20 protein-coding genes are annotated in these 21,342 nt (G+C 36.9%); 18 read left to right on the top strand and 2 right to left on the bottom strand.

Annotated features, from left to right (window positions below; translation table 11 throughout):
* From ubiE to ACJVDK_RS08860, 15 genes are all read left to right on the top strand, one after another.
* Entirely contained in the window at positions 1-732 is a 732-nt protein-coding gene (gene ubiE, locus ACJVDK_RS08930) for a bifunctional demethylmenaquinone methyltransferase/2-methoxy-6-polyprenyl-1,4-benzoquinol methylase UbiE (RefSeq protein ID WP_443939929.1), read from the top strand.
* Positions 729-1,496 (top strand): type IX secretion/gliding motility protein PorT/SprT, encoded by a 768-nt coding sequence (gene porT / locus ACJVDK_RS08925; protein WP_443939928.1) that lies wholly within the window; start codon positions 729-731, stop codon positions 1,494-1,496. The genes ubiE and porT overlap by 4 nt, the downstream gene beginning before the upstream one ends.
* A gap of 76 nt (positions 1,497-1,572) precedes the next feature.
* Positions 1,573-2,331, top strand: coding sequence for an SDR family NAD(P)-dependent oxidoreductase (locus ACJVDK_RS08920; protein ID WP_443939927.1), 759 nt, complete (start codon positions 1,573-1,575; stop codon positions 2,329-2,331).
* Between the two features lie 40 nt (positions 2,332-2,371).
* The gene (locus tag ACJVDK_RS08915; RefSeq protein ID WP_443939926.1) at positions 2,372-2,812 is read left to right on the top strand and encodes a GatB/YqeY domain-containing protein; all 441 of its coding nucleotides are present in this window, start codon (positions 2,372-2,374) and stop codon (positions 2,810-2,812) included.
* Between the two features lie 172 nt (positions 2,813-2,984).
* Positions 2,985-3,749 (top strand): alpha/beta fold hydrolase, encoded by a 765-nt coding sequence (locus ACJVDK_RS08910; RefSeq protein ID WP_443939925.1) that lies wholly within the window; start codon positions 2,985-2,987, stop codon positions 3,747-3,749.
* Positions 3,749-4,411 (top strand): CBS domain-containing protein, encoded by a 663-nt coding sequence (locus ACJVDK_RS08905; RefSeq protein WP_443939924.1) that lies wholly within the window; start codon positions 3,749-3,751, stop codon positions 4,409-4,411. The genes ACJVDK_RS08910 and ACJVDK_RS08905 overlap by 1 nt, the downstream gene beginning before the upstream one ends.
* A 10-nt stretch (positions 4,412-4,421) precedes the next feature.
* Positions 4,422-5,303 (top strand): NAD kinase, encoded by an 882-nt coding sequence (locus ACJVDK_RS08900; protein ID WP_443939923.1) that lies wholly within the window; start codon positions 4,422-4,424, stop codon positions 5,301-5,303.
* Between the two features lie 2 nt (positions 5,304-5,305).
* A complete protein-coding gene (porG, locus tag ACJVDK_RS08895; protein WP_443939922.1) occupies positions 5,306-6,121 on the top strand; it encodes a type IX secretion system protein PorG in 816 nt (271 codons plus the stop codon).
* A 19-nt stretch (positions 6,122-6,140) separates the two neighbouring features.
* Positions 6,141-6,881, top strand: coding sequence for an isoprenyl transferase (locus ACJVDK_RS08890; RefSeq protein ID WP_443939921.1), 741 nt, complete (start codon positions 6,141-6,143; stop codon positions 6,879-6,881).
* A 126-nt stretch (positions 6,882-7,007) separates the two neighbouring features.
* The gene (bamA, locus tag ACJVDK_RS08885; protein ID WP_443939920.1) at positions 7,008-9,557 is read left to right on the top strand and encodes an outer membrane protein assembly factor BamA; all 2,550 of its coding nucleotides are present in this window, start codon (positions 7,008-7,010) and stop codon (positions 9,555-9,557) included.
* 212 nt (positions 9,558-9,769) lie between these two features.
* Positions 9,770-10,747 carry a hypothetical protein gene (locus ACJVDK_RS08880; RefSeq protein ID WP_443939919.1) on the top strand — a complete coding sequence of 326 codons (978 nt, stop codon included), beginning with the start codon at positions 9,770-9,772 and terminating at the stop codon, positions 10,745-10,747.
* A gap of 200 nt (positions 10,748-10,947) precedes the next feature.
* Positions 10,948-11,478 (top strand): OmpH family outer membrane protein, encoded by a 531-nt coding sequence (locus tag ACJVDK_RS08875; protein WP_443939918.1) that lies wholly within the window; start codon positions 10,948-10,950, stop codon positions 11,476-11,478.
* A gap of 63 nt (positions 11,479-11,541) precedes the next feature.
* Entirely contained in the window at positions 11,542-12,120 is a 579-nt protein-coding gene (locus tag ACJVDK_RS08870) for an OmpH family outer membrane protein (protein ID WP_443939917.1), read from the top strand.
* A 107-nt stretch (positions 12,121-12,227) separates the two neighbouring features.
* Positions 12,228-13,049: a glutamate racemase gene (gene murI, locus ACJVDK_RS08865; RefSeq protein ID WP_443939916.1), complete on the top strand. Its 822-nt coding sequence runs from the start codon at positions 12,228-12,230 to the stop codon at positions 13,047-13,049.
* 265 nt (positions 13,050-13,314) lie between these two features.
* Positions 13,315-15,216, top strand: a complete 1,902-nt coding sequence (locus tag ACJVDK_RS08860; protein WP_443939915.1) for an amidophosphoribosyltransferase — start codon at positions 13,315-13,317, stop codon at positions 15,214-15,216.
* Between the two features lie 87 nt (positions 15,217-15,303).
* On the opposite strand, the gene ACJVDK_RS08855 is transcribed toward ACJVDK_RS08860, so the two are convergent.
* Complete coding sequence (locus tag ACJVDK_RS08855) at positions 15,304-16,701, bottom strand: alpha-L-fucosidase (RefSeq protein ID WP_443939914.1); 1,398 nt, start codon at positions 16,699-16,701, stop codon at positions 15,304-15,306.
* A 51-nt stretch (positions 16,702-16,752) separates the two neighbouring features.
* The gene (locus tag ACJVDK_RS08850) at positions 16,753-17,382 is read right to left on the bottom strand and encodes a LysE family translocator (protein WP_443939913.1); all 630 of its coding nucleotides are present in this window, start codon (positions 17,380-17,382) and stop codon (positions 16,753-16,755) included.
* A 145-nt stretch (positions 17,383-17,527) separates the two neighbouring features.
* Between ACJVDK_RS08850 and ACJVDK_RS08845 the strand changes: the two genes are divergently transcribed.
* The 3 genes from ACJVDK_RS08845 (at position 17,528) to guaA (ending at position 21,321) form a co-directional block, all read left to right on the top strand.
* Positions 17,528-18,961, top strand: coding sequence for an MFS transporter (locus ACJVDK_RS08845; protein ID WP_443939912.1), 1,434 nt, complete (start codon positions 17,528-17,530; stop codon positions 18,959-18,961).
* 60 nt (positions 18,962-19,021) lie between these two features.
* On the top strand, positions 19,022-19,480 hold the full coding sequence (locus tag ACJVDK_RS08840; RefSeq protein ID WP_443939911.1) for a deoxycytidylate deaminase: 459 nt from the start codon (positions 19,022-19,024) through the stop codon (positions 19,478-19,480).
* A 311-nt stretch (positions 19,481-19,791) separates the two neighbouring features.
* The gene (guaA, locus tag ACJVDK_RS08835) at positions 19,792-21,321 is read left to right on the top strand and encodes a glutamine-hydrolyzing GMP synthase (RefSeq protein ID WP_443939910.1); all 1,530 of its coding nucleotides are present in this window, start codon (positions 19,792-19,794) and stop codon (positions 21,319-21,321) included.
* Positions 21,322-21,342: the final 21 nt, after the last annotated feature.

Raw genomic sequence — 21,342 nt, 5'->3', positions numbered from 1 at the left:
ATGAATCAGAATATCACTCCATACCAAGTTGAAAATGCAACCAAAAAAGAGCAAGTTGCAACCATGTTTAACAATATTTCAGGTACTTACGATTTTTTAAATCATTTTTTATCACTGGGTATTGATGTGCTGTGGCGTAAAAAGGCAATTAAAGAATTGGTTGCCCTTCAGCCGCGCAAAATGTTAGATGTTGCCACCGGAACAGGCGATTTTGCTTTTGAAGCCATTAAAAAACTACAGCCCGAAAAAGTGGTGGGTGTTGATATTTCGGAAGGTATGCTAGAAGTTGCCAAGAAGAAAATAGCCGAACGTCATTTGACTGAAGTTTTTTCGGTGCAACTAGGCGATTCAGAGGGTTTGCATTTTGAAGATAATACATTCGATGCAATTACGGTTGGTTTTGGCGTGCGTAATTTCGAACACTTGGAAGAAGGTTTGCGAGATATGCATCGCGTATTAAAACCAAATGGAAAAATTGTGGTACTCGAATTTTCCAAGCCTCGCGTTTTTCCGGTTAAGCAACTTTATAATTTTTATTTTAAAAATGTTACCCCGTTTTTTGGTAAATTGTTCTCAAAAGATTCACGCGCATATGAATATTTGCCAGAATCGGTAGCGGCTTTTCCGGATGGTGATGATTTTCTTGCGCTCATGGAAAAAGTTGGATTTAAAAATACCAAACAAAAAACTTTAACGTTTGGAATAAGTTCGATATACACTGGGATTAAATGATAAAAAAAGTAAGTTTCCTTTCCATCATCCTTTTACTTTCAGTTGGCACATTTGCCCAAAATTGGGGCGGAGGCGTAGATGACGATGATTGGACTTGGGGCTTTAATTTTCAATACATTTCTGGAGAATACAAAATTTTAAAAAAGGCTAATTGGCGCGATCGATATCTTGATCCACAAGATGGAAATCCTGTAACGTCTATTCCAACAGCAATTTACAGTCAACCCACACAAGGCTTTGGTTTGGGATTTATTATCAATCGAAACATAAGCGATAACTTGGATTTCCGGGTAACACCCTCGTTAATATTTAGCGACCGGATCATAAGTTATGAATACGAACCCCAAGGGCCTATTGTTTTAAATAATGGACAAATCAAATCATTCTCAAATGTTATTGATAAGAAAGTTCAAGCAACCATGTTCGAATTTCCCATGGGGATAAAAGTGAAGTCGGATAGGATGAATAATTTTAGAGCCTATTGGATAGGGGGAGCAAAATTTTCGATGGACATTGCTTCCAAGAAGAAAACCTTTGACGACGATGCGGCACCATTGGATAAGTTTGTAAAAAATAAACGGAACTACCTTTCTTATGAAACGGGAATTGGCTGCGATTTTTATTTCGAGTATTTTAAAATGTCGCCCGAAATTAAATTATCCTACTCAACAAGCGATGTTTTGGTGCATGACGATACACCTTTTGCGAATCCCATTGAAAAGTTAATGCTACGTCAATTAACGTTCAGTTTAATTTTTCAGTAGCCGTACAAAACAAAAAAACATACCTTTGTTCATGCTTAAAATGAATACGTCGAGTTAAGCAGTTAAATTCATCATTATGACTAAAACCGTACTTATTACAGGCGCCACTTCGGGTATTGGCGAGGCATGTGCGCAGATATTTTCGCAACAAGGATATCGTTTAATTCTGTTAGCGCGTCGTGAAGAAAAACTTAAAAAAGTAGCACATCACTTAGAAGCAAAATATGGTGTAGAAATTGTTCAGCTAATTGCCGATGTACGTCAGAAAGATACGGTAACAGAAGTATTGGAGTCTTTGCCACACGCCTGGAAAAAAGTAGATGTTTTAGTGAACAATGCAGGTTTGAGCCAAGGTTTAGATCCCATTGATAAAGGCAATACCGATGACTGGGATACCATGATTGATACCAATGTTAAAGGCTTGTTGTATGTTACTAAAGTTGTTTCCAACTGGATGATTCCACATCAAGAAGGCCACATTGTGAATATTGGGTCTATTGCAGGGAAAGAAGTATATCCCAATGGGAATGTATATTGTGCTAGTAAGCATGCTGTTGATGCCTTGAATAAAGGAATGCGCATGGATCTGCTTCCGCATGGGATTAAAGTTTCGGCTATTAATCCGGGTATGGTTGAAACAGAATTCTCGCTGGTACGTTTTAAAGGAGATGCCGAAAAAGCAAGCAAGGTATACGAAGGCTTGGAGCCGCTTATTGCCAACGATATTGCCGATGCAATTTGGTACGTGGTAAGCCGTCCAAAACATGTTAATATTAACGACTTATTAATTATGCCATCTGCACAAGCAACGGCAACATTGGTTAATAGAATTTAATTCAGTAATTTAAGGTTTGTAACAGGCCAAATTAAAAAAGATGATACAAATAGATCAAGAAATAAAAAAAGCCATGTTGGCTAAAAACGATGCTCAATTACGTGGTTTAAGAGCCATAAAGGCGGCTTTATTATTAGCCAAGACAGAAAAAGGCGCAAGCGAGGAATTAACCGAAGAAACAGAAATTAAAATCCTTCAGAAACTGATCAAACAACGTCGCGAATCGGCTGATATTTACAAACAACAGAATCGCGAAGATTTGAGCAAAGTGGAAGAGGAGGAAATAGAGGTAATTAGTCAATTCTTGCCAAAACAATTGAGCAGAGAAGAGGTTGCGGCTATTATTGTTGATGTAATCAAACAATCTGGCGCAACTTCAGTTAAGGATATGGGCAAGGTTATGGGATTGGCAAATAAAGCCTTATCCGGCAAAGCCGATGGAAAGCTAATTGCTGAATTAGTGAAAGAGAATTTAGCGTAATACCAGTATCATGCGCAGCTGTAAAGATTGATTATGTTTTTAAAATCTTTATTTTTGCGACGTAAAGATGGTTTTTGTACCGTTTTCGATTTTATTTCAGAAAATAAGTACATAAATGCCAAAAATTAAATTTAGTTACTAACTTAGTAGCAAAGTACCATCCATAAGATATATGAAATACCCGATAATAGAAGAAGACGGATTTAAATTTATAGAAGCCGGAGAAGGTGAAACACTGGTACTATTGCACGGATTAATGGGCGAGCTAAGTAACTGGGAATGGGCTATTGACCATTTTAAAGACCGTTACCGCATCTTGGTTCCCATTTTACCTATTTACGATTTACCTATTTTAACACTAGGGGTTAAAGCACTTTCTAGATATATTCATAAGTTCTTCAAATTTAAGAACTTAGGTCAGGTGGTGTTAGTGGGTAATTCATTGGGTGGCCACGTAGGCTTAGTATTTACAGTGGCACACAAGGAGTATGTTAAAGCGTTGGTTTTAACCGGAAGTTCTGGTTTGTATGAAAATGCTTTTGGAGGTTCATTTCCACGTAGAGAGAGTTATGATTATATTAAAGAGAAAGTAGAATTAACGTTTTACGATCCAAAAACAGCTACAAAAGAGTTAGTTGACGATGTTTTTAAGACGGTGAATGATCGATCGAGAGTGATTCGTATTTTAACCATGGCAAAATCGGCAATCCGCCACAACATGGCAAAGGATTTGTCTAAAATTACCATCCCAGTATCTTTAATCTGGGGCAAAAACGATACTGTAACTCCTCCGGATGTAGCAGAAGAATTTCATCAACTATTGCCTAATTCAGAATTGAATTGGGTGGACAAATGTGGGCATGCGCCTATGATGGAACAACCTGAAATATTTAATGAATATTTAGATAAATTTTTAAACAGAGTTTTGTTAAAATAATGTTTGCAGCAGAAATCATATCGACCGCGATTCCAACATTGAAAACGAGCGATACGGTGCAAAAAGCTTTAAATTGGATGAACGAATTTAAATTAAAGCATTTGCCCGTGTTAAGCCAGGGTTCTTTTTTGGGTTTAGTGCCAGAAGATGATTTATTGTCAGTTGCAGATCCTAACACTCTATTAAAAGATTTATCGCTGAATTTGCTGCACGTGTTCATTGTTAGCGATGCACACAGTTACGATGTGATTCGCGTAGTTAACAAACTCAAATTAACCTGTATAGCGGTTTTAGATCAAAATAAAACCTATTTAGGCTTAATTACAATTGATAAAATTGTTGATGCAATAGCGAGTAGTTATGCTGTAAATGAACCCGGAGGTATCGTGGTACTAGAAATAAGTAATCGCGATAATTCATTAGCGCACATTGCCCAAATTGTAGAGGCTGATAATGCGCAAATACTTTCATCGTCGGTAAATTCATTCGAAGATTCAACCCGTTTGGAAGTTACACTAAAAATTAATAAGACAGAGATTACCTCGTTGGTAGCCTCTTTTGAAAGATACGATTATATCGTCAAAGAAGTGTACAACAATACACAGGTAGATAATGGTTCAAAAGAACGATACGATTCTTTGATGAATTATTTAAATGTTTAAAAGCCTGAATATGAGGATTGCTATTTACGGGAGAGAATTTAACGATACCGTTTTACCGTATGTAAAAGAAGTTTTTAGCCATTTAAATCAGCATCGTATTCAACCGGTATTGTATTCCAAGTTTAAACACTTCTTACAAGGCAGAGTTGATATTCCCGAAAATACAGGTGTTTTTCACAATCATCAGGAATTAAAAGACCGCGCAGATGTACTTTTGAGCTTAGGCGGCGATGGCACCTTGTTAGATACCCTGTCGTTAATCCGCAATTCAGGTATTCCCGTTATCGGAATTAATTTCGGACGCTTAGGCTTTTTAGCGAGTATTAACAAAAATGAAATTGAATCGGCTTTAAAAGCCTTAATTAATCAGGAGTATACACTAGATACTCGTTCATTATTGGTTTTAGAGTCGGAAAATAATTTGTTTGGAGAAGAAAACTTTGCGTTAAACGATATTACTATTCATCGCCGTGATAACTCTGCGATGATGATTATTCATGCCTCGATGAACCAGGAGTTTATTAATTCATATTGGGCAGATGGTTTAATTATCGCCACACCAACGGGTTCTACCGCCTATTCATTAAGTTGCGGAGGTCCGATTATTTATCCCGATTCGGAGAATTTTGTTGTGACACCTATTGCACCACACAACCTTAATGTGCGTCCGGTGGTGCTGCCCGATGATAATGAATTGTCGTTTGAAGTAGAAGCACGAGAATCAAAGTTTTTAGTTTCTTGCGATAGTAGAACCGTTACTGTTGAAGGAGCTGTAAAAATTACCATTAAAAAAGCCAATTTTTGCATTAACTTAATACGCCTTAACAATGAAACCTATTTGGGGACGTTAAGGAATAAATTGCTTTGGGGTATTGATACCCGTAACTATTGAGTATGACATTATTAAAACCTGTTTATATCATCCTTTTAACATCGTTTCTTTCTATTGGTGCCAATGCGCAAGAATCGAATTGGGAAATTGGGATCATGGGCGGGGGTGCTGGCTACATAGGCGATTTAAATCAGAATAACCTTCTGAAAGTAACAGGGTATTCGGCTGGAATATATGGTAAGCTCAATTTCAATCAATATGTAGGCGTTCGTTTAAACTATAATCATGGTATGATTTGGGGAAAAGATTCTGAATCATCCAATCAACAATTTAGAGAGCGAAATTTGAAATTTAAAAGCTCGTTAAATGAAGTAAGCACAACGGTTGATGTCAATTTTTTTAACTATCGCTTGCAAGGCGGCACACGGCAATTTACTCCCTATTTATTTGTAGGTGTCGGAGCTGTTCTTTTTAATCCAACAGCATCGTATGGTGGAACAAATTATGATTTGCGCGATTATTATACCGAAGGGCAACAAGAAAAATATAAAAACATAGTGTTAACACTTCCTTTTGGCGGGGGCTTACGCTATAACTATAAAAACGAGTGGTCGGTATTTACCGAGTTAGGGTATAGAACGGCTTATACCGATTATTTAGACGATGTGAGCAATCGATATCCGGCTATTAGTTCTGTTGTTGGTGAGTCGCCTTACTACTATAATTTGTCTGATCCTACACTTAATTTGTCCAGCAATGTGAATACATCGCCCAAAGCAAACACTCAAAGAGGAGATTTTAGAAAAAGGGACACTTATCTATTTGTTAGTGTGGGCATATCTTTTACCTTTGTAACCTCAAAATGCTATTCCTTTTAAGCTGATTTTGATAGAATTAATGGGATTTAAAGAACTAATAGACAATAACCGCTTGCCAAAACACATTGCGGTAATTATGGATGGGAATGGCCGTTGGGCCAAAGAACAAGGAAAAGTGCGTGTTTTTGGGCATGAGCACGGCGTACTTTCTGTGAAAGATATTGTGGAAGGGTGTGTAGAAGTGGGAATAGAATACCTCACTTTATATGCCTTCTCAACTGAAAATTGGAGCCGTCCGAAAGAAGAAGTGGAGGCTTTAATGCAGATTTTAATCTCGACCATTAACAAAGAAACCGAAACACTTAATAAAAATAACATTAAGCTAAACGCTATTGGAGATATCGCTTCTTTGCCACAACAATGTATCGATGATTTAAAAGAAGCCATGGAAAAAACGGCACATAATCAAAAATGTACCTTAACACTGGCATTAAGTTATAGTGCTAAATGGGAGATTGTGCAGGCAGCAAAGAAAATTGCGGCAGCTGTAAAAGACAATACCTTATCCATAGACGATATAAATGAACAGGTGTTTTCTTCTCAGTTAACAACGGTTAATATTCCCGATCCGGAGTTGATGATAAGAACAAGTGGAGAGCACCGCATTAGCAATTATTTGTTATGGCAAATGGCCTACACGGAGTTTTATTTTACCGATGTTTTATGGCCAGATTTTAGGCGAGAAAACCTATTTGAAGCAATTGTAGATTTCCAAAAACGTGAGCGTCGATTTGGTAAAATTAGCGAACAATTAAACTAATTTTTCTTTTAACACTTTTTAACAAGCGTTTAAGCTAATTTAGCACCACTTAATACGATAAAAGAAACCATTTTAAGGAGCCTAAAAATAAGCTCCTAAATTGGTTATTACTGAACAAACAATTTAATGAAAAGAATATTTCAAGTTTTAATCCTCGTACTTTTAGCCGCACCGGCCTTTGCTCAAATTCGTCCTCAAGGTCAAGCGCCGGCAACCCCCTCATTGAAGGTTGGTGGTTTAGATTTGGATTATTTTAACCCAAGAGAATTTATTATTGGGGGTGCTACAGTAATTGGTACACAATATTTAGATAAAGACGTTTTGGTTACCTTAACTAAATTATCGAAAGGCGATAAAATTCTACTTCCGGGAGAGGCTACCGGCGACGCAATCAAGATATTGTGGGCGCAAGGATTATTTGATGATGTGAAAATCAACATTGAAAAATTTGTTTCAGATACCGTTTATTTCGAAATTGAGGTGGTTGAAAGACCTCGTTTAAGCGCAATTGAATTAAAAGGAATTCGTAAAGGGGAGAAGACAGCTATTCAAGAAAAATTAAATGATAAAACTGGGAAAATTGTAAACGATAACTTGTACAATACAACGACCTCTATTATCAAAAAATATTTGCTAGATAAAGGACATTTCTTTACCAATATCGATTATACTACACGTAAAGATCCAAATTCTGAAAACAGTGTAGTGTTAGAAGCAAACATTAATAAAGGATCACGTGTTAAAGTTAAACACATTGATTTTACTGGAAATAAAGACTTTAGTTCGGCCAAGTTGCGTAAATTCTTGAAAAACCCGAAGCAATTTGCTTGGTGGCGTTTTTGGGGTTCAGGTAAGTTTGCAAAAGAAAAATACGAAGAGAACAAAGTAAAATTAATAGCAAAGCTTCATGAAAAAGGCTATCGCGATGCAGCATTGGTAAAAGATTCTATTTATCAATACGATGAAAAACGTGTTAGCATTAAAATGGATTTGTATGAAGGAAAGAAATATTTCTTTGGAAATATCAGCTGGGCAGGAAATGCCATCTATCCGGATAGTATTTTAAGTAAAGTACTACAAATTGAAAAAGGAGACATCTTCAGTGAAGATAAGCTGAATAAGAAGTTAAATGGTGGCGGCGAGAATGGAGGAGACGTTAACAGTTTATATACAGATAATGGATATTTGACTTTCAATATCGATCCGGTACAAACAAAAATATACGGTGACACAGTAGATGTAGAAATGCGTATCATTGAAGGTCCGCAGTATACCAATAACCGCATTACCATTAAAGGGAATACCATTACAAACGATAAGGTTGTGATGCGTGAAATTCGTACAAAACCGGGACAAAAGTTTAATAAAAGTGATTTAATTCGGACCATTCGTGAGTTAGGCCAGTTAGGTAATTTCGATGAAACGAAAACCGTTCCTACGCCACGTCCTAATCCAAGTGATGGTACCGTAGATATTGAATACGCATTAGAAGAGAAACCTTCGGATCAAATAGAATTATCAGGTGGTTTTGGTGGCGGCCGCGTAATTGGTACCATTGGTTTAACCTTCAACAACTTCTCATTACGTAACATTTTCAATTTTGATCAGTATAAGCCGCTTCCGAAAGGAGATGGTCAGAAACTAAGTTTGCGTGGTCAAACAAATGGTAAATACTATCAATCGTATAGCTTCTCGTTTTCTCAACCATGGTTTGGTGGTAAAAAACCAGTTAGTTTTGGGGTGAGTGCATTTACATCGTTAAACTATGTACCGTATTCAAGCTCGGGGAAAAGCCCATTGGATCGAAGAATTCGTTTGAATGGTGTAACGGTGAGTTTAGGCCGAAGATTGAACTGGCCGGATAACTTTTTCCAATTATCAAATGCGCTAAGTTTTCAACAGTATATTTTAGATAATTATACCGGATTTTTATTCCAGACAGGTACTTCGTATAACATCAACTTGTCAACAGAATTCAGTCGCGATTCAAGAGATTCACCAATTTTCCCAACATCGGGTTCATATAATCGTTTTACTGTTCAATTAACACCTCCATATTCTTTAATGAACAATGTGAATTATGCAACCGCATCTGATGAGCGTAAGTATAAATTTACCGAGTACCATAAATGGAAATTTGATTCGCAATGGTATCAGCGTGTGGCGGGTAACTTAGTTATTAAAGCACAAGCACAATTTGGTTTCTTAGGGTATTATAATTCTGCGGTAGGTCAATCAGCATTTGAACGTTTTAAATTGGGCGGTGATGGTATGCAAGGGTTTGATTTCTTACAAGGTTCTGAAATTATCGCTATGCGTGGATATATTAACAATGGGGTAATTCCAAATGGTTCAGATCCAAATATCGCACAAACCTCTGGTAGCCCAATTTATACCAAGTATGTGGTAGAAGCACGTTATCCAGTAATTAAAAGTCAACAAGCAACCGCATTCGTATTAGCTTTTGCTGAAGGTGGTAATACTTGGAATCAGTTTAGTGATTTTAATCCGTTTAACATCAGAAGATCAGCCGGTATCGGTGCGCGTATTTTCTTGCCAATTTTTGGCTTATTGGGAATTGATTATGGTCATGCATTCGACAGTATTCCTGGCTTAAATGATGGTGGTAAACAAAATTTCACCTTTAGTATTGCACAGCAATTAGGTGGATTTTAGATATTGATTTATTAAACATATTTTGAAAAGGCAACCCAAAGGTTGCCTTTTTTTATTAATTGATTATTTAAATGAAAAAAAAAGTAAAAATGAATAATTTTCACATGTATAATTGTATAATTAAATTTATATATATAATAAGTTTAATTTGTTTTAAAAGTAGTATTATTAAGTAATTTTGAATCTAATTTTTAAAATTTAAAACAATTACTATGAAAAAAACAATTAGATTAGTACTAGCAATTGCATTCATATGTTTTATTGTAAGTTCATGTAAAAAGGATTACTCTTATAATCAAAATGAATCGATTGTACGAGATGAAAGAAATTTGATGAAAGATGTTACAGTTAAAGAAGGTTTATTAAGTTTTAAGAATCATGAGAGTTTTAGTAAAATATGGAAATCGTTAAATAATATACCGCTTGAAAAAGTAGATTCATTGTTGAGCAAGTTAAATTATATCTCCTTAGAAAAAGATACACTTGATGAAAATATAAGATGTAATTTGAAGGATCCAGTGATTAGGCGGTTTCTCAATAAAAATGGAGCATTACATATTGAGGATAAAATTTACTTATATAGCGAAAATAAGGAATATACCATTAAAAACTCTGATTTTGAAGTTTATAAGAAGGGCGTTCAAAGTAAAAATCTTTCTCAAGAACTGGATACAAATAAGGTTTTAGTGAAAACCATTGTTACTGGAAATCTTAGCGTTAAGTCAGATGGAAGAGATTTGAATATTATGTCTTCATCTGCTAAAATTACCAAACCCACCACTTTGGCTATTTTAACTGGAGGGACCCAAGTGAATTATTCAAATGAATATAATAACGGGAGACCGGAACGGGTACTGATTTATGCATGGGCGGAAAATACCTCACTAGGCTCTTCATGTGGGGTTTCATTAAAAGGAGAGGCGTATAGAAAGGGTGGTCTTTTTGGGAAAAAGGATTGGAGGAGTGATGAAATGTATTACGCCAGAATACGAGGTAATTATACTATAACTCATTATGGGATTTTTAGTGAGAGTTTTGATACTGGTGAAACATATGGTATAGCAGAATGTAGAAATACTTTTTCGTCTGGTCAATCAGGGCTTACTCCTGTGATAAATAGAATGAGTGCTACTTATGAGTGGCAAAAAGCTCCTCAAAACCCTAGAGAATCTTTTTATAAAAATTTTTAGTAATTCATTTTTTTGTTAAAAAAAGTTAAAAGCCCAAGTTTACTTGGGCTTTTGTTTTTAGATACTATCTTTGTGCACAATTATTTAGTACAATAAATGCTTCTAAATAGAGTTATTAGGACTTAGGTTATTAAAAATAGTTTTGTTTCGTTCCGTATAAGTATAAAGAAGTAGGAAACAAAACACAAAATTGCACACATATGAAAAAGAGTCTTTTAATCGCATTCCTAATTTGTTCAAGTTTTGGTGTCTTTGCACAAAAGTTTGCCTACGTAGACACGGAATATATTTTAAAAAATATGCCCGAGTATAAATCGGCAATGAATCAATTGGATGTGGCGTCAAAACAATGGCAACAACAGGTTGATCAAAATTTTAGTGAAATAGATCGGATGTACAAAGCCTATCAAGCAGATCAGGTATTATTAACCGATGATATGCGCAAACGCCGTGAAAATGAAATTATAGAAAAAGAAAAAAAAGCAAAAGAATTTCAACGTCAGAAATTTGGGCCGGATGGTGAGTTGTTTCAAAGCCGCTCAGCACTTTTAAAACCCATTCAAGATAAAGTAGCCGATGTAATTAAGCAAATTGCAAAAGCCAAATATTTAGACTTTATTTTTGATAAAAGTAGCGAGGCAACGATGATGATTTATGCTAGTAGTAGTTACGATTTGAGTAATGATGTAATTACCAAATTAGGCTATAAACCAAGCAGTGGAAAAAATTAGAATAAATTATTATATTCACGCCTTCATTAAAAAAAGTAAATTAGAAAAAAGTAAAATAGAAAGATGAGAAAGTTAATTAACGTATTCTTTGTAGCAGCGGGTTTATTGTTTACAGCGAATATGGCAAGTGCACAACAAAAATTAGGTCACATTAATTCCGAAGAGGTTTTTGCTAACCTTCCGGAAGCTAAAACTGCCCAAACCACTTTAGAAACTTTAGGCAAACAAAAACAAGCCGATATTGACGCAATGCTTAAAGAATATCAAACTAAAAGGACTGCGGCTCAGAATTTAGAGAAAACCTTAAGTGAGGCAAACAAAGAAGTAGTAGGAAAACAATTGCAAACTGCTGGTCAAGAATTGCAAGATCTTGAAGTACGCATTACCGATGCACAAAAAAAAGCACAACAAGATATTGCAAATAAACAAGCAGAATTGTTTCAACCGATTCAAACCAAAGTTGCTTCTGCAATTTCTACCATTGCTAAAGAAAAAGGATTAGCATATGTTTTTGATATTGCAAACGGACAAGGTGGTAATAACTTAGTATTTTGGGAAGGTGGCGAGGATGTTACTGCTGCTGTAAAAACTAAATTAGGTATTACGGCTACTGCAGCTAAACCAGCTGCTCCAAAAAAATAATCTAAAATAGATGTCCTAGAAAAAAGGATTCTATCTAAGTTTATATTAAAACGGAATTAAGTTTAACTTAGTTCCGTTTTTGTTTTAAAGGACTTTTAATTTTACGCATGAATAAAACAGCACCAATAGGTATCTTCGACTCAGGATATGGAGGGTTAACAGTATTCAAGGCCATTGCAGATCAATTACCCGAATACACGTATATTTATTTAGGTGACAATGCGCGTTCACCCTATGGTGATCATTCTTTTGATACAATTTACAAGTACACCTTAGAATGCGTAGAATGGCTTTTTAGTAAAGGATGCGAATTGGTCATCCTTGCTTGCAATACCGCTTCTGCAAAAGCGTTAAGAACCATTCAGCAAAAAGATTTACCAGCTCGTTATCCAAACAAGCGTGTGCTGGGCGTCATTCGTCCTACAGCGGAAGTAATTGGTGCATATACTAGCAGTAATGAAATAGGTGTTATGGGAACAAGAGGTACCGTAAACTCAGCATCCTATTTATTAGAAATCCAAAAGTTCTTTCCCGATATAAAAGTATTTCAGCAAAGCTGCCCCATGTGGGTGCCCCTAATAGAGAACAATGAACATTTAGAGCCTGGAGCCGACTTCTTCGTAAAGGAGTATTGTAACGCTCTGTTAGCACAATCAGATGAGATAGATTGCGTGTTGTTGGCTTGTACCCATTATCCTCTGCTACTGCCAAAGCTAAAGGCCGTTTTTCCAGAATACGTTAAGATTCTAACGCAAGGAGATATTGTGGCAAAAAGTTTAGTAAATTATCTTGAGCGTCATCCAGAGATAGAATCGAAACTGAGCCGGGGAGGAGAGAAAGAGTTTTACACCAGCGGAGATCCGAAAGTATTTGATGAGCAGGCCTCCATTTTTTTTGCGGCAGCGTTAAAATCATTTAAAATAAAGTGATTTGAACACATCGTGTTTTGCTCGTTTTTGAGTAACGTTGTATCTTGATTCTTTTAAACACAGGCAGAAGTTTCGTAAATAGCAAACATTATTTAGGCTCGTTTTTTGTCAATGGTCTGAATAGGGGTATTGTTAAACCGTTTTAGTGATTTTAGATTCAAAATTTTCCAAATCTGTCAGCTAAACCTCATCATTAAAAAAGAAAGCATTTTTATTTAGGTTGTGAAATTTTAAAAGGATAACTTTGCACTTTCAAACCCACACAATGAGTGATCAGATAAAACACGAATGCGGAATCGCTTTTATTCGCCTGTTAAAACCACTTTCTTACTACCAGCAAAAGTACGGTACAGCACTTTACGGCCTTAACAAATTATATCTTCTAATGGAAAAACAGCATAACCGCGGTCAAGATGGCGCGGGTATTGCCACCATTAAGTTGGATATGAAACCAGGCAATAGGTACATTAGCCGTTACCGAAGCATGGCATCGAATGCGGTTGCAGATATTTTTGAATATGTACAAAGTAGATTTGTAGATATACAAGAAAATACCCCTGAGTTAATGCAGGATACAGAATGGCTTAAAAATAACGTGAGCTTTATTGGTGAAGTATTATTAGGCCATTTGCGTTATGGTACGCATGGGAAAAACAGTATCGAAAACTGTCATCCTTTCTTGCGCCAAAATAACTGGATGACCCGTAACTTGGTTGTTGCAGGTAATTTTAACATGACCAATGTGGATGAATTGCTTGAGCAATTGTATGAGTTAGGTCAACATCCCAAAGAAAAAGCCGATACCGTTACGGTACTGGAAAAAATAGGTCACTTCTTAGACGATGAAAATCAAGATCTTTTCGATCAATACAAGAAAGAAGGACACGATAACGTAGCGATTACACAAAAAATTTCGGAGAATTTAAATATTGCCAATATCTTACGTCGCTCGGCAAAAACCTGGGACGGTGGTTATGCAATTTGTGGAATGGTGGGTAACGGCGATTCGTTTATCATGCGCGATCCCGCAGGTATTCGTCCGGCATTTTATTATTACGACGACGAGATTGTGGTGGCTGCTTCCGAGCGTCCTGCTATTCAAACAGCTTTCAATATTCAATTTAAAGATATTAAAGAAATTGATCCAGGGCATGCCTTAATCATTAAAAAGGATGGTGTGGTAAGTATGGAGCAATTCCGCGAACCTACTGAACGATTATCGTGTTCATTTGAGCGTATTTATTTCTCAAAAGGTAGCGATAAAGAAATTTATCAAGAACGCAAGCAATTAGGTCGTTTATTGTGCAAACAAGTATTGGATGCTGTTGGACATGATCTTAAAAAGACCGTTTTCTCTTTTATTCCAAACACGGCCGAAGTAGCTTTCTTTGGAATGGTAGATGGGGTTCGTGAATACATCCGGAATTATCAAAAAGATGTATTGTTAACCAAGAAAGAAGTATTAAATGATACAGAACTTGATGAACTTCTTTCTATGGCTCCTCGTGTAGAGAAATTAGCTATCAAAGATGTTAAGCTTCGTACATTTATCACGCAAGATGCGGATAGAAGTGAAATGGTTGCCCATGTATATGACACCACATACGGAATTATCAAAAATCACGAAGATACACTTGTGGCCATTGATGATTCAATTGTAAGAGGAACAACCTTGAAACAAAGTATCATTAAAATAGTAGACCGTTTACATCCAAAGAAAATCATCATTGTATCATCGGCACCTCAAATCCGCTATCCGGATTGTTATGGTATTGATATGAGCAGAATGGGCCAGTTTGTGGCTTTTGATGCAGCCATTCAATTGCTTACAGAGCGCGGAATGTGGCAAGTAATTGAAGATGTATATGCAAAATGTAAAGCATCTTTATTATTACCAAAAGAAGAAATTATCAACCACGTGAAGGAAATATATGCTCCTTTTACCCCGGAAGAAATTTCGGCAAAAATTGCTGAAATCATTACGCCAAAAGGAACAGTAGCAGAAGTTCAAGTTATTTATCAAACGTTAGAAAACTTACACAGTGCTATTCCAACCAATAAAGGCGATTGGTATTTTTCAGGAAATTATCCTACAGCCGGAGGTAACAAAGTGGTAAATAAAGCGTTTATCAACTGGAAAGAAGGAAATAATCAAAGAGCTTACTAAGCGATTAGATCTACAGCAAAAAAAACAGCCAAGGCAATTCGCCTTGGCTGTTTTTGTATTAAAGGGCGAGGGTGTAGGTTTCCGTTCTTAGAATAGACCCTCAACTCCGTTGCTTTCTTTTTTGTCTTTTGTTTTGTTTTCAGTGATGGGACCAGTATAGGTAGCATTTTCAATCTTTAATACAATCGGATTTGGCCATTGATTATTCGTATACAACCGTAGGCCGTTTACGGCGCTAATTTGTATGCCACTGTCCGTGTTCTCGGCTCGAATAGAAGCGTCAAAATCTTTTCTGTATTCAACTACCTGACTATTGTAACCCACTACGCTAATTTTGGTGGCCGCTGTTTGTTTTAAATTTTTGAGGACCAGATTTTTCCTCGTACCGTATTTCCAGTTAGGTCCACCGGGTATAAAGGCATAAATTGTATTGTTCTTCTTGTTTTCGGTAAACCAAATGTCGTCTTGTTTCATGAAGTGCCAAGGACGAACATCTCTAATCGATTCTTCGTTTACGAGATTCCACAGAGCCATTTCTCTTAGCAATGCTTCTTGTTCAATTTGAATTTCACCATTTGGCTTTGGCCCTACATTTAACAGTAAATTCCCACCCTTTGCGCGTGTTTCAATAAGCATGTTGATAATTTGTGTACCGCTTTTATGAGGATCGTTGGTGGGTTTATATTGCCAATCTGTTCCCATCGTAAAACACGCTTCCCACGGAACGTTTAAAATTTCTTTAGGCAAAGTTTGTTCAGGGGTTTTCATTTGTCCGCGCGTAACCACAATATCGGGTTGTAGTTTCCAGGCGTATTCTTTCAATCCATCGGCAGGGCCATCAAAAAAGATGACATCAATTTTTCCATAATTGCTTAAAAGCTCTTTTAGTTGGCTTTTATCTAATGCCATTAGTTTACTGTTGTTTGCCGGGTAATGCATGGGGTGTTGTAAACGGCCAATAGGGACATTCATCTGATAAAGCAAATGAAAATCCTCGGGAGAGAAATATACACCAATGGCGATTCCTTGTTCGCGGAAAGCCTCAAAAATCTCCTTCGTAATATCGCGTTTAAAAGGAGTATTCTTGATCGAGAAATCCGTGGTTTTGGTATTCCACATGGCAAAACCCGAGTGATGCTTGGCGGTAAAAACGACGTATTTCATCCCCGCTAGCTTAGCTAAAACAGCCCATTCCTTCGGATTCATTTTGTCAGGATCAAAGGTTTTTGGCAATTCGTACACGAATTTTTTCAAATAATCAGGGGAGGCGCCAACCATGGAATGACTAATGACAGCGCCCACTTGCGAATCGAAACTCCAATGAATGAACATTCCCAAGCCTAAAGAACGAAACCATTCTTCTCTATCTGGTTTGTTTTCGGTTTGTTGAGCTATTGATTTGCCGATTCCTATAAATAGAAATAGCAAGATAATACAGGTTTTTGATCGTGTAAGAATACGGATCAGTGTGTTTAAAATATGCATACTAATAAGGATATAGTGTGTAAAGGAAATCAATTTACCGATAAAGAGTCGTTAATGTAAATAAAAAGCAAGATAGGTTTTTATCATCAGCCATGCGGCGAAAAGGATGAGGATAACGCCTGCAATTTTGTTTAATTTTTTAAGTGCATCTTCTTTGATTCGATAGCGGAGCTTACTAGAATAATAACTTTTTGCTCCGTCTATACTTAATTGAGTAGCCATTGCTACGATAAAACACATTAATTTTTCATTGAACATATTGTTCAGTTTAACAGATATAATGCCGCTCACCACAACCCAAAACATTAGCGTTGATGGTGTTAGTATGCACATGAGAAAACCTTTTAATAAATAACCTCTTTTGCTTACTCTTTGTAAATTATCTGTGTCGTAATGGATGGATATACGCGAAAAAAGATAGTAGATGCCAACGGCCAATAAAAATATACCACCTATAATGCCAACATATTTGTCGAAACTGCTTTGATACGCTAAAAACTGACTGCCGAAGAGTACAAGACTAATGAGGATGACATCGCTTGCAATTACGCCAATGGCTAAAGAAAAACCCGCTTTGAACCCTTTTTCAATGCTGGTTTTAATCATCGCAAAAAATACAGGCCCCGTTAGAAACGATGAAATCATCCCCGCCCCAACACCTAGTAATATGGCTTCAAACATCTAACTACTTTTTTAACGTATGCGAATATGCAATTTTAAACCAGTAAAAGTCAAATTTATTTTGTTAGTCAGCTTGATTCTTTCGTGCTGTTTTTTTAGTTTTTTTCTTTATGTTTAGCCCTACTAAAACAATTTAATAAAGTATATGAGTACAGAACAAGCACAAACTAAGTGGGCGCAATTTATACCCTTGGTGACGGTATTTTTCTTTTGGGGCTTTGTAGCTGCAAGTAATGATATCTTAATTCCCGTATTTAAGCAAGCCTTCAATTTAACTCAATTCCAGAGTCAGTTAGTATCGTTTGCATTTTATATTGCGTACACGGTGGGAGCCATTATTTATAATATTATCTCGGTTGCGATGGGGCAGGATATTGTGAACAAGATAGGGTATAAAAATTCACTTGTGTTGGGACTAATTATTTCGGCCGCCGGAACCCTGTTGTTTTATCCAGCCGCGAATAGCGGTTCATTTACATTAATGTTATCGGGCTTGTTTATTGTTGCCTTGGGCTTTTCTTTACAGCAAACGGTTGCAAATCCGCTGGCCATTGCATTAGGGCCAATTAAAACAGGATCCCAACGATTAACTTTAGCAGGTGGAGTCAATAACTTTGGCTCAACAATAGGACCCCTGTTGGTTAATTTCGCCATTTTTGGTTCTGCAACCAATGTTCAGAGCAATTTGAGCATCGAGAGTGTGAAGGTACCCTATTTGATATTAGGGGTTGCTTTTTTAGCGGTGGCGGTGTTTCTAAAAATGTCGGCTTTGCCAGATAGACCAGCCTTAGTTGAAGCAACAGAGGAGAAAGGTGAGTACAGAAAATCGGCCTTGCGTTATCCGCAGTTGGTTTTGGGAATGATTGCTATCTTTTTATACGTAGGCGTTGAGGTATCAACAGCCAGTAATTTACCTGCTTATATGGAAGAAAAATTAGGTTTTGCGATTAAAGACATTGCGCCTTATGTGTCTTTATACTGGGCAAGTTTAATGATTGGCCGCTGGACTGGTGCGGTTGAAGCTTTCACAGAGAATATGAGTTTGCAGAAAATTTTACGCTTTATTGCTCCGTATTTAGCCTTTGGTATTTTCTTGCTCGTTAACGCAATTGCCAAACACGATCTAACACCATTTTATGTATATGCTGCGGTAATTTTGGTATTAATTGCCGCCGATATGGCTAGTAAAGGAAATCCAGCGCGCATGCTGTTAATATTTTCGATTGCAGGTATTCTTGCGTTAATCATCGGTATGTTTACAAAAGGAATGGTTAGTGTGTATGCGTTTACTAGCGTAGGGTTGTTTTGCAGTACGTTGTGGCCGTGTATTTTTACGCTTGCAGTAAGCGGTTTAGGGAAAAATACGAGTCAAGGAAGTAGCTTTTTAATTATGATGATTATGGGTGGAGGCTTTGTGAGTTTGGCTCAGGGATACCTTTCTAAATTTACTGGAATTCAAAATAGTTACATTATTGGGGTAATATGCTTTGCCTATTTAGCATTTTATGCCGTTCGAGGCGCGGCTATTTTAAAGAAGCAAGGAATTAATTTTGATGAGAAAATTTCTGGCGGACATTAATTTTTAATACAGTATTTTTACAGCCACAGAAATTTATTTCTGTGGCTTTTTATTTTTAATATGTTACATAAACCAAGTTTCGATTCAATATTTATGAATTTGGCTACCGAGCTGGCAGAGCGTTCACATTGTGTGCGAGCGCATGTTGGAGCGGTGTTAACCAAAGATACCCGCATTATTTCTATCGGATACAACGGACCGCCAGCCGGAACACACAATTGTGATGAAGAATGGCCAGAACATGGATGCGCGCGTGATAGCAAAGGAAGTTGCTCATTGGCGCTGCATGCAGAGGAAAATGCTATTTTGTATGCTTCAAAGAATGGAGCGAAAATAGAGGGTTGCACGTTGTATACTACCTTATCACCTTGTATCGCATGCGCACGTTTAATTTTATCTTCGGGGATAAAGTTGGTGTATTATTCAAAATCATATGCAGCTTATAAAGGATTGCCAAGCGATGAAGGCGTAGATTTTCTACGTAAATTTGGGGTCGAAGTACAGTTACTCTCCACCTAAAAGGCTAATCTTGAAAACTTTATAAGATTAGTTTGTATTTGGATTCAAATTTCAGGTTATGAAAACAATGACAGTTGGGGAATTTAAAACTCATTTTTCTGAAGTGGTAGAAGACATTCAAGCGGGTATCGGTATTATCCATTTGACAGGATGTTAATATGGCAAGCAATTCAATAAAATCTTACGCTAATATATAAAGATGAAAAGTAATGAAATATACCTCAGTTGGGTTAAAAATCCTTGGGTAAATTCTCGCTAAAAAATCTAAAATCTTAGCTCTTAAATCTCATATCTTATTGCTACCTTTGCGGATGCAAGAAAAAATCATAATCGTCGATTTTGGTTCGCAATTTACACAACTCATTGCCCGCAGAGTTCGCGAACTAAATATTTATTGTGAAATCTATCCATATAATAATCTTCCCGAGATTACAGAGGATGTAAAAGGTGTAATCTTCTCTGGAAGTCCGTATTCTGTGCGTCAAGAAGATGCCCCTCAAATCGATATCTCAAAGTATCATTTAAAATATCCACTATTGGCAGTTTGCTATGGTGCACAATATATTGCGCAGCACTCAGGAGGAAGCGTTCAAGCTTCATCCACTCGCGAGTACGGGCGTGCAAATCTTAACTTCGTTAATCAAGAGAACAAGTTATTTAAAGGGATTAATATCGATTCTCAGGTATGGATGAGCCATGGTGATACCATTACCGAAATTCCAGATAACTTTGAATTAATTGCCAGTACCGATAGCGTAAAAGTGGCTGCTTATCATATCAAAGATTCAGAAACGTATGCCATTCAATTTCACCCAGAAGTGACACACAGTATTGATGGTAAAGTACTTTTAGAGAATTTCTTGGTAGATATTTGTGGTTGTAACCAAGACTGGACTTCGGCATCTTTTATCGAAACAACCGTTGCGGATTTAAGAACGCAATTAGGAAACGATAAAGTGGTTTTAGGTTTGTCTGGTGGGGTAGACAGTAGCGTTGCTGCGGTTTTATTGCACAAAGCAATTGGCGAGAACTTACATTGCATATTTGTTGATAATGGCTTATTGCGAAAAGATGAATATGAACAAGTGCTTGAGCAATACAAGCACATGGGCTTAAACATTAAAGGAATTGATGCAAAAGATCGTTTCTTAGGGCAATTAGCAGGTTTAAAAGACCCAGAATTAAAGCGCAAAGCAATTGGTCGTGTATTTATCGAAGTATTTGACGATGCGGCTCATGAAGTAACTGGCGTAAGCTGGTTAGGTCAAGGTACTATTTATCCAGATGTTATTGAATCGATTTCTGTGAATGGCCCTTCGGCTACCATTAAATCGCATCACAACGTGGGTGGTCTACCTGATTTTATGAAATTGAAAGTCGTAGAGCCTTTAAAAACTTTATTCAAAGATGAGGTTCGTAGAGTTGGAAAAGCTTTAGGAATTGATGATAGTATTTTAGGCCGTCACCCTTTTCCTGGTCCAGGTTTAGCCATTCGTATCTTAGGTGAAGTAACTGCAGAAAAAGTGGCTATTTTACAACAAGCCGATGCTATTTACATTCACGAGTTAAAGGCAGCTGGCTTGTACGATAAAGTATGGCAAGCAGGTGCTATCTTTTTACCAGTTCAATCGGTAGGGGTAATGGGCGATGAGCGTACGTATGAGCATGTAATCGCTTTGCGTGCAGTTGAATCAGTTGATGGAATGACTGCAGATTGGTGTCATTTACCTTATGAAGTGTTAGCAAAAATTTCAAACGAAATTATTAATAAAGTAAAAGGAATAAATAGAGTTGTATACGACATTAGCTCTAAGCCACCTGCTACTATTGAATGGGAATAAACGATATTCTCAGAAATATAT

Origin of the sequence: Pedobacter paludisoli, from assembly GCF_052344095.1 — a bacterium.
Lineage (GTDB): Bacteria > Bacteroidota > Bacteroidia > Sphingobacteriales > Sphingobacteriaceae > Pedobacter.
The sequence above is the reverse complement of the archived record's forward strand: the minus strand, read 5'-3'. Positions and strand labels throughout refer to the sequence as shown.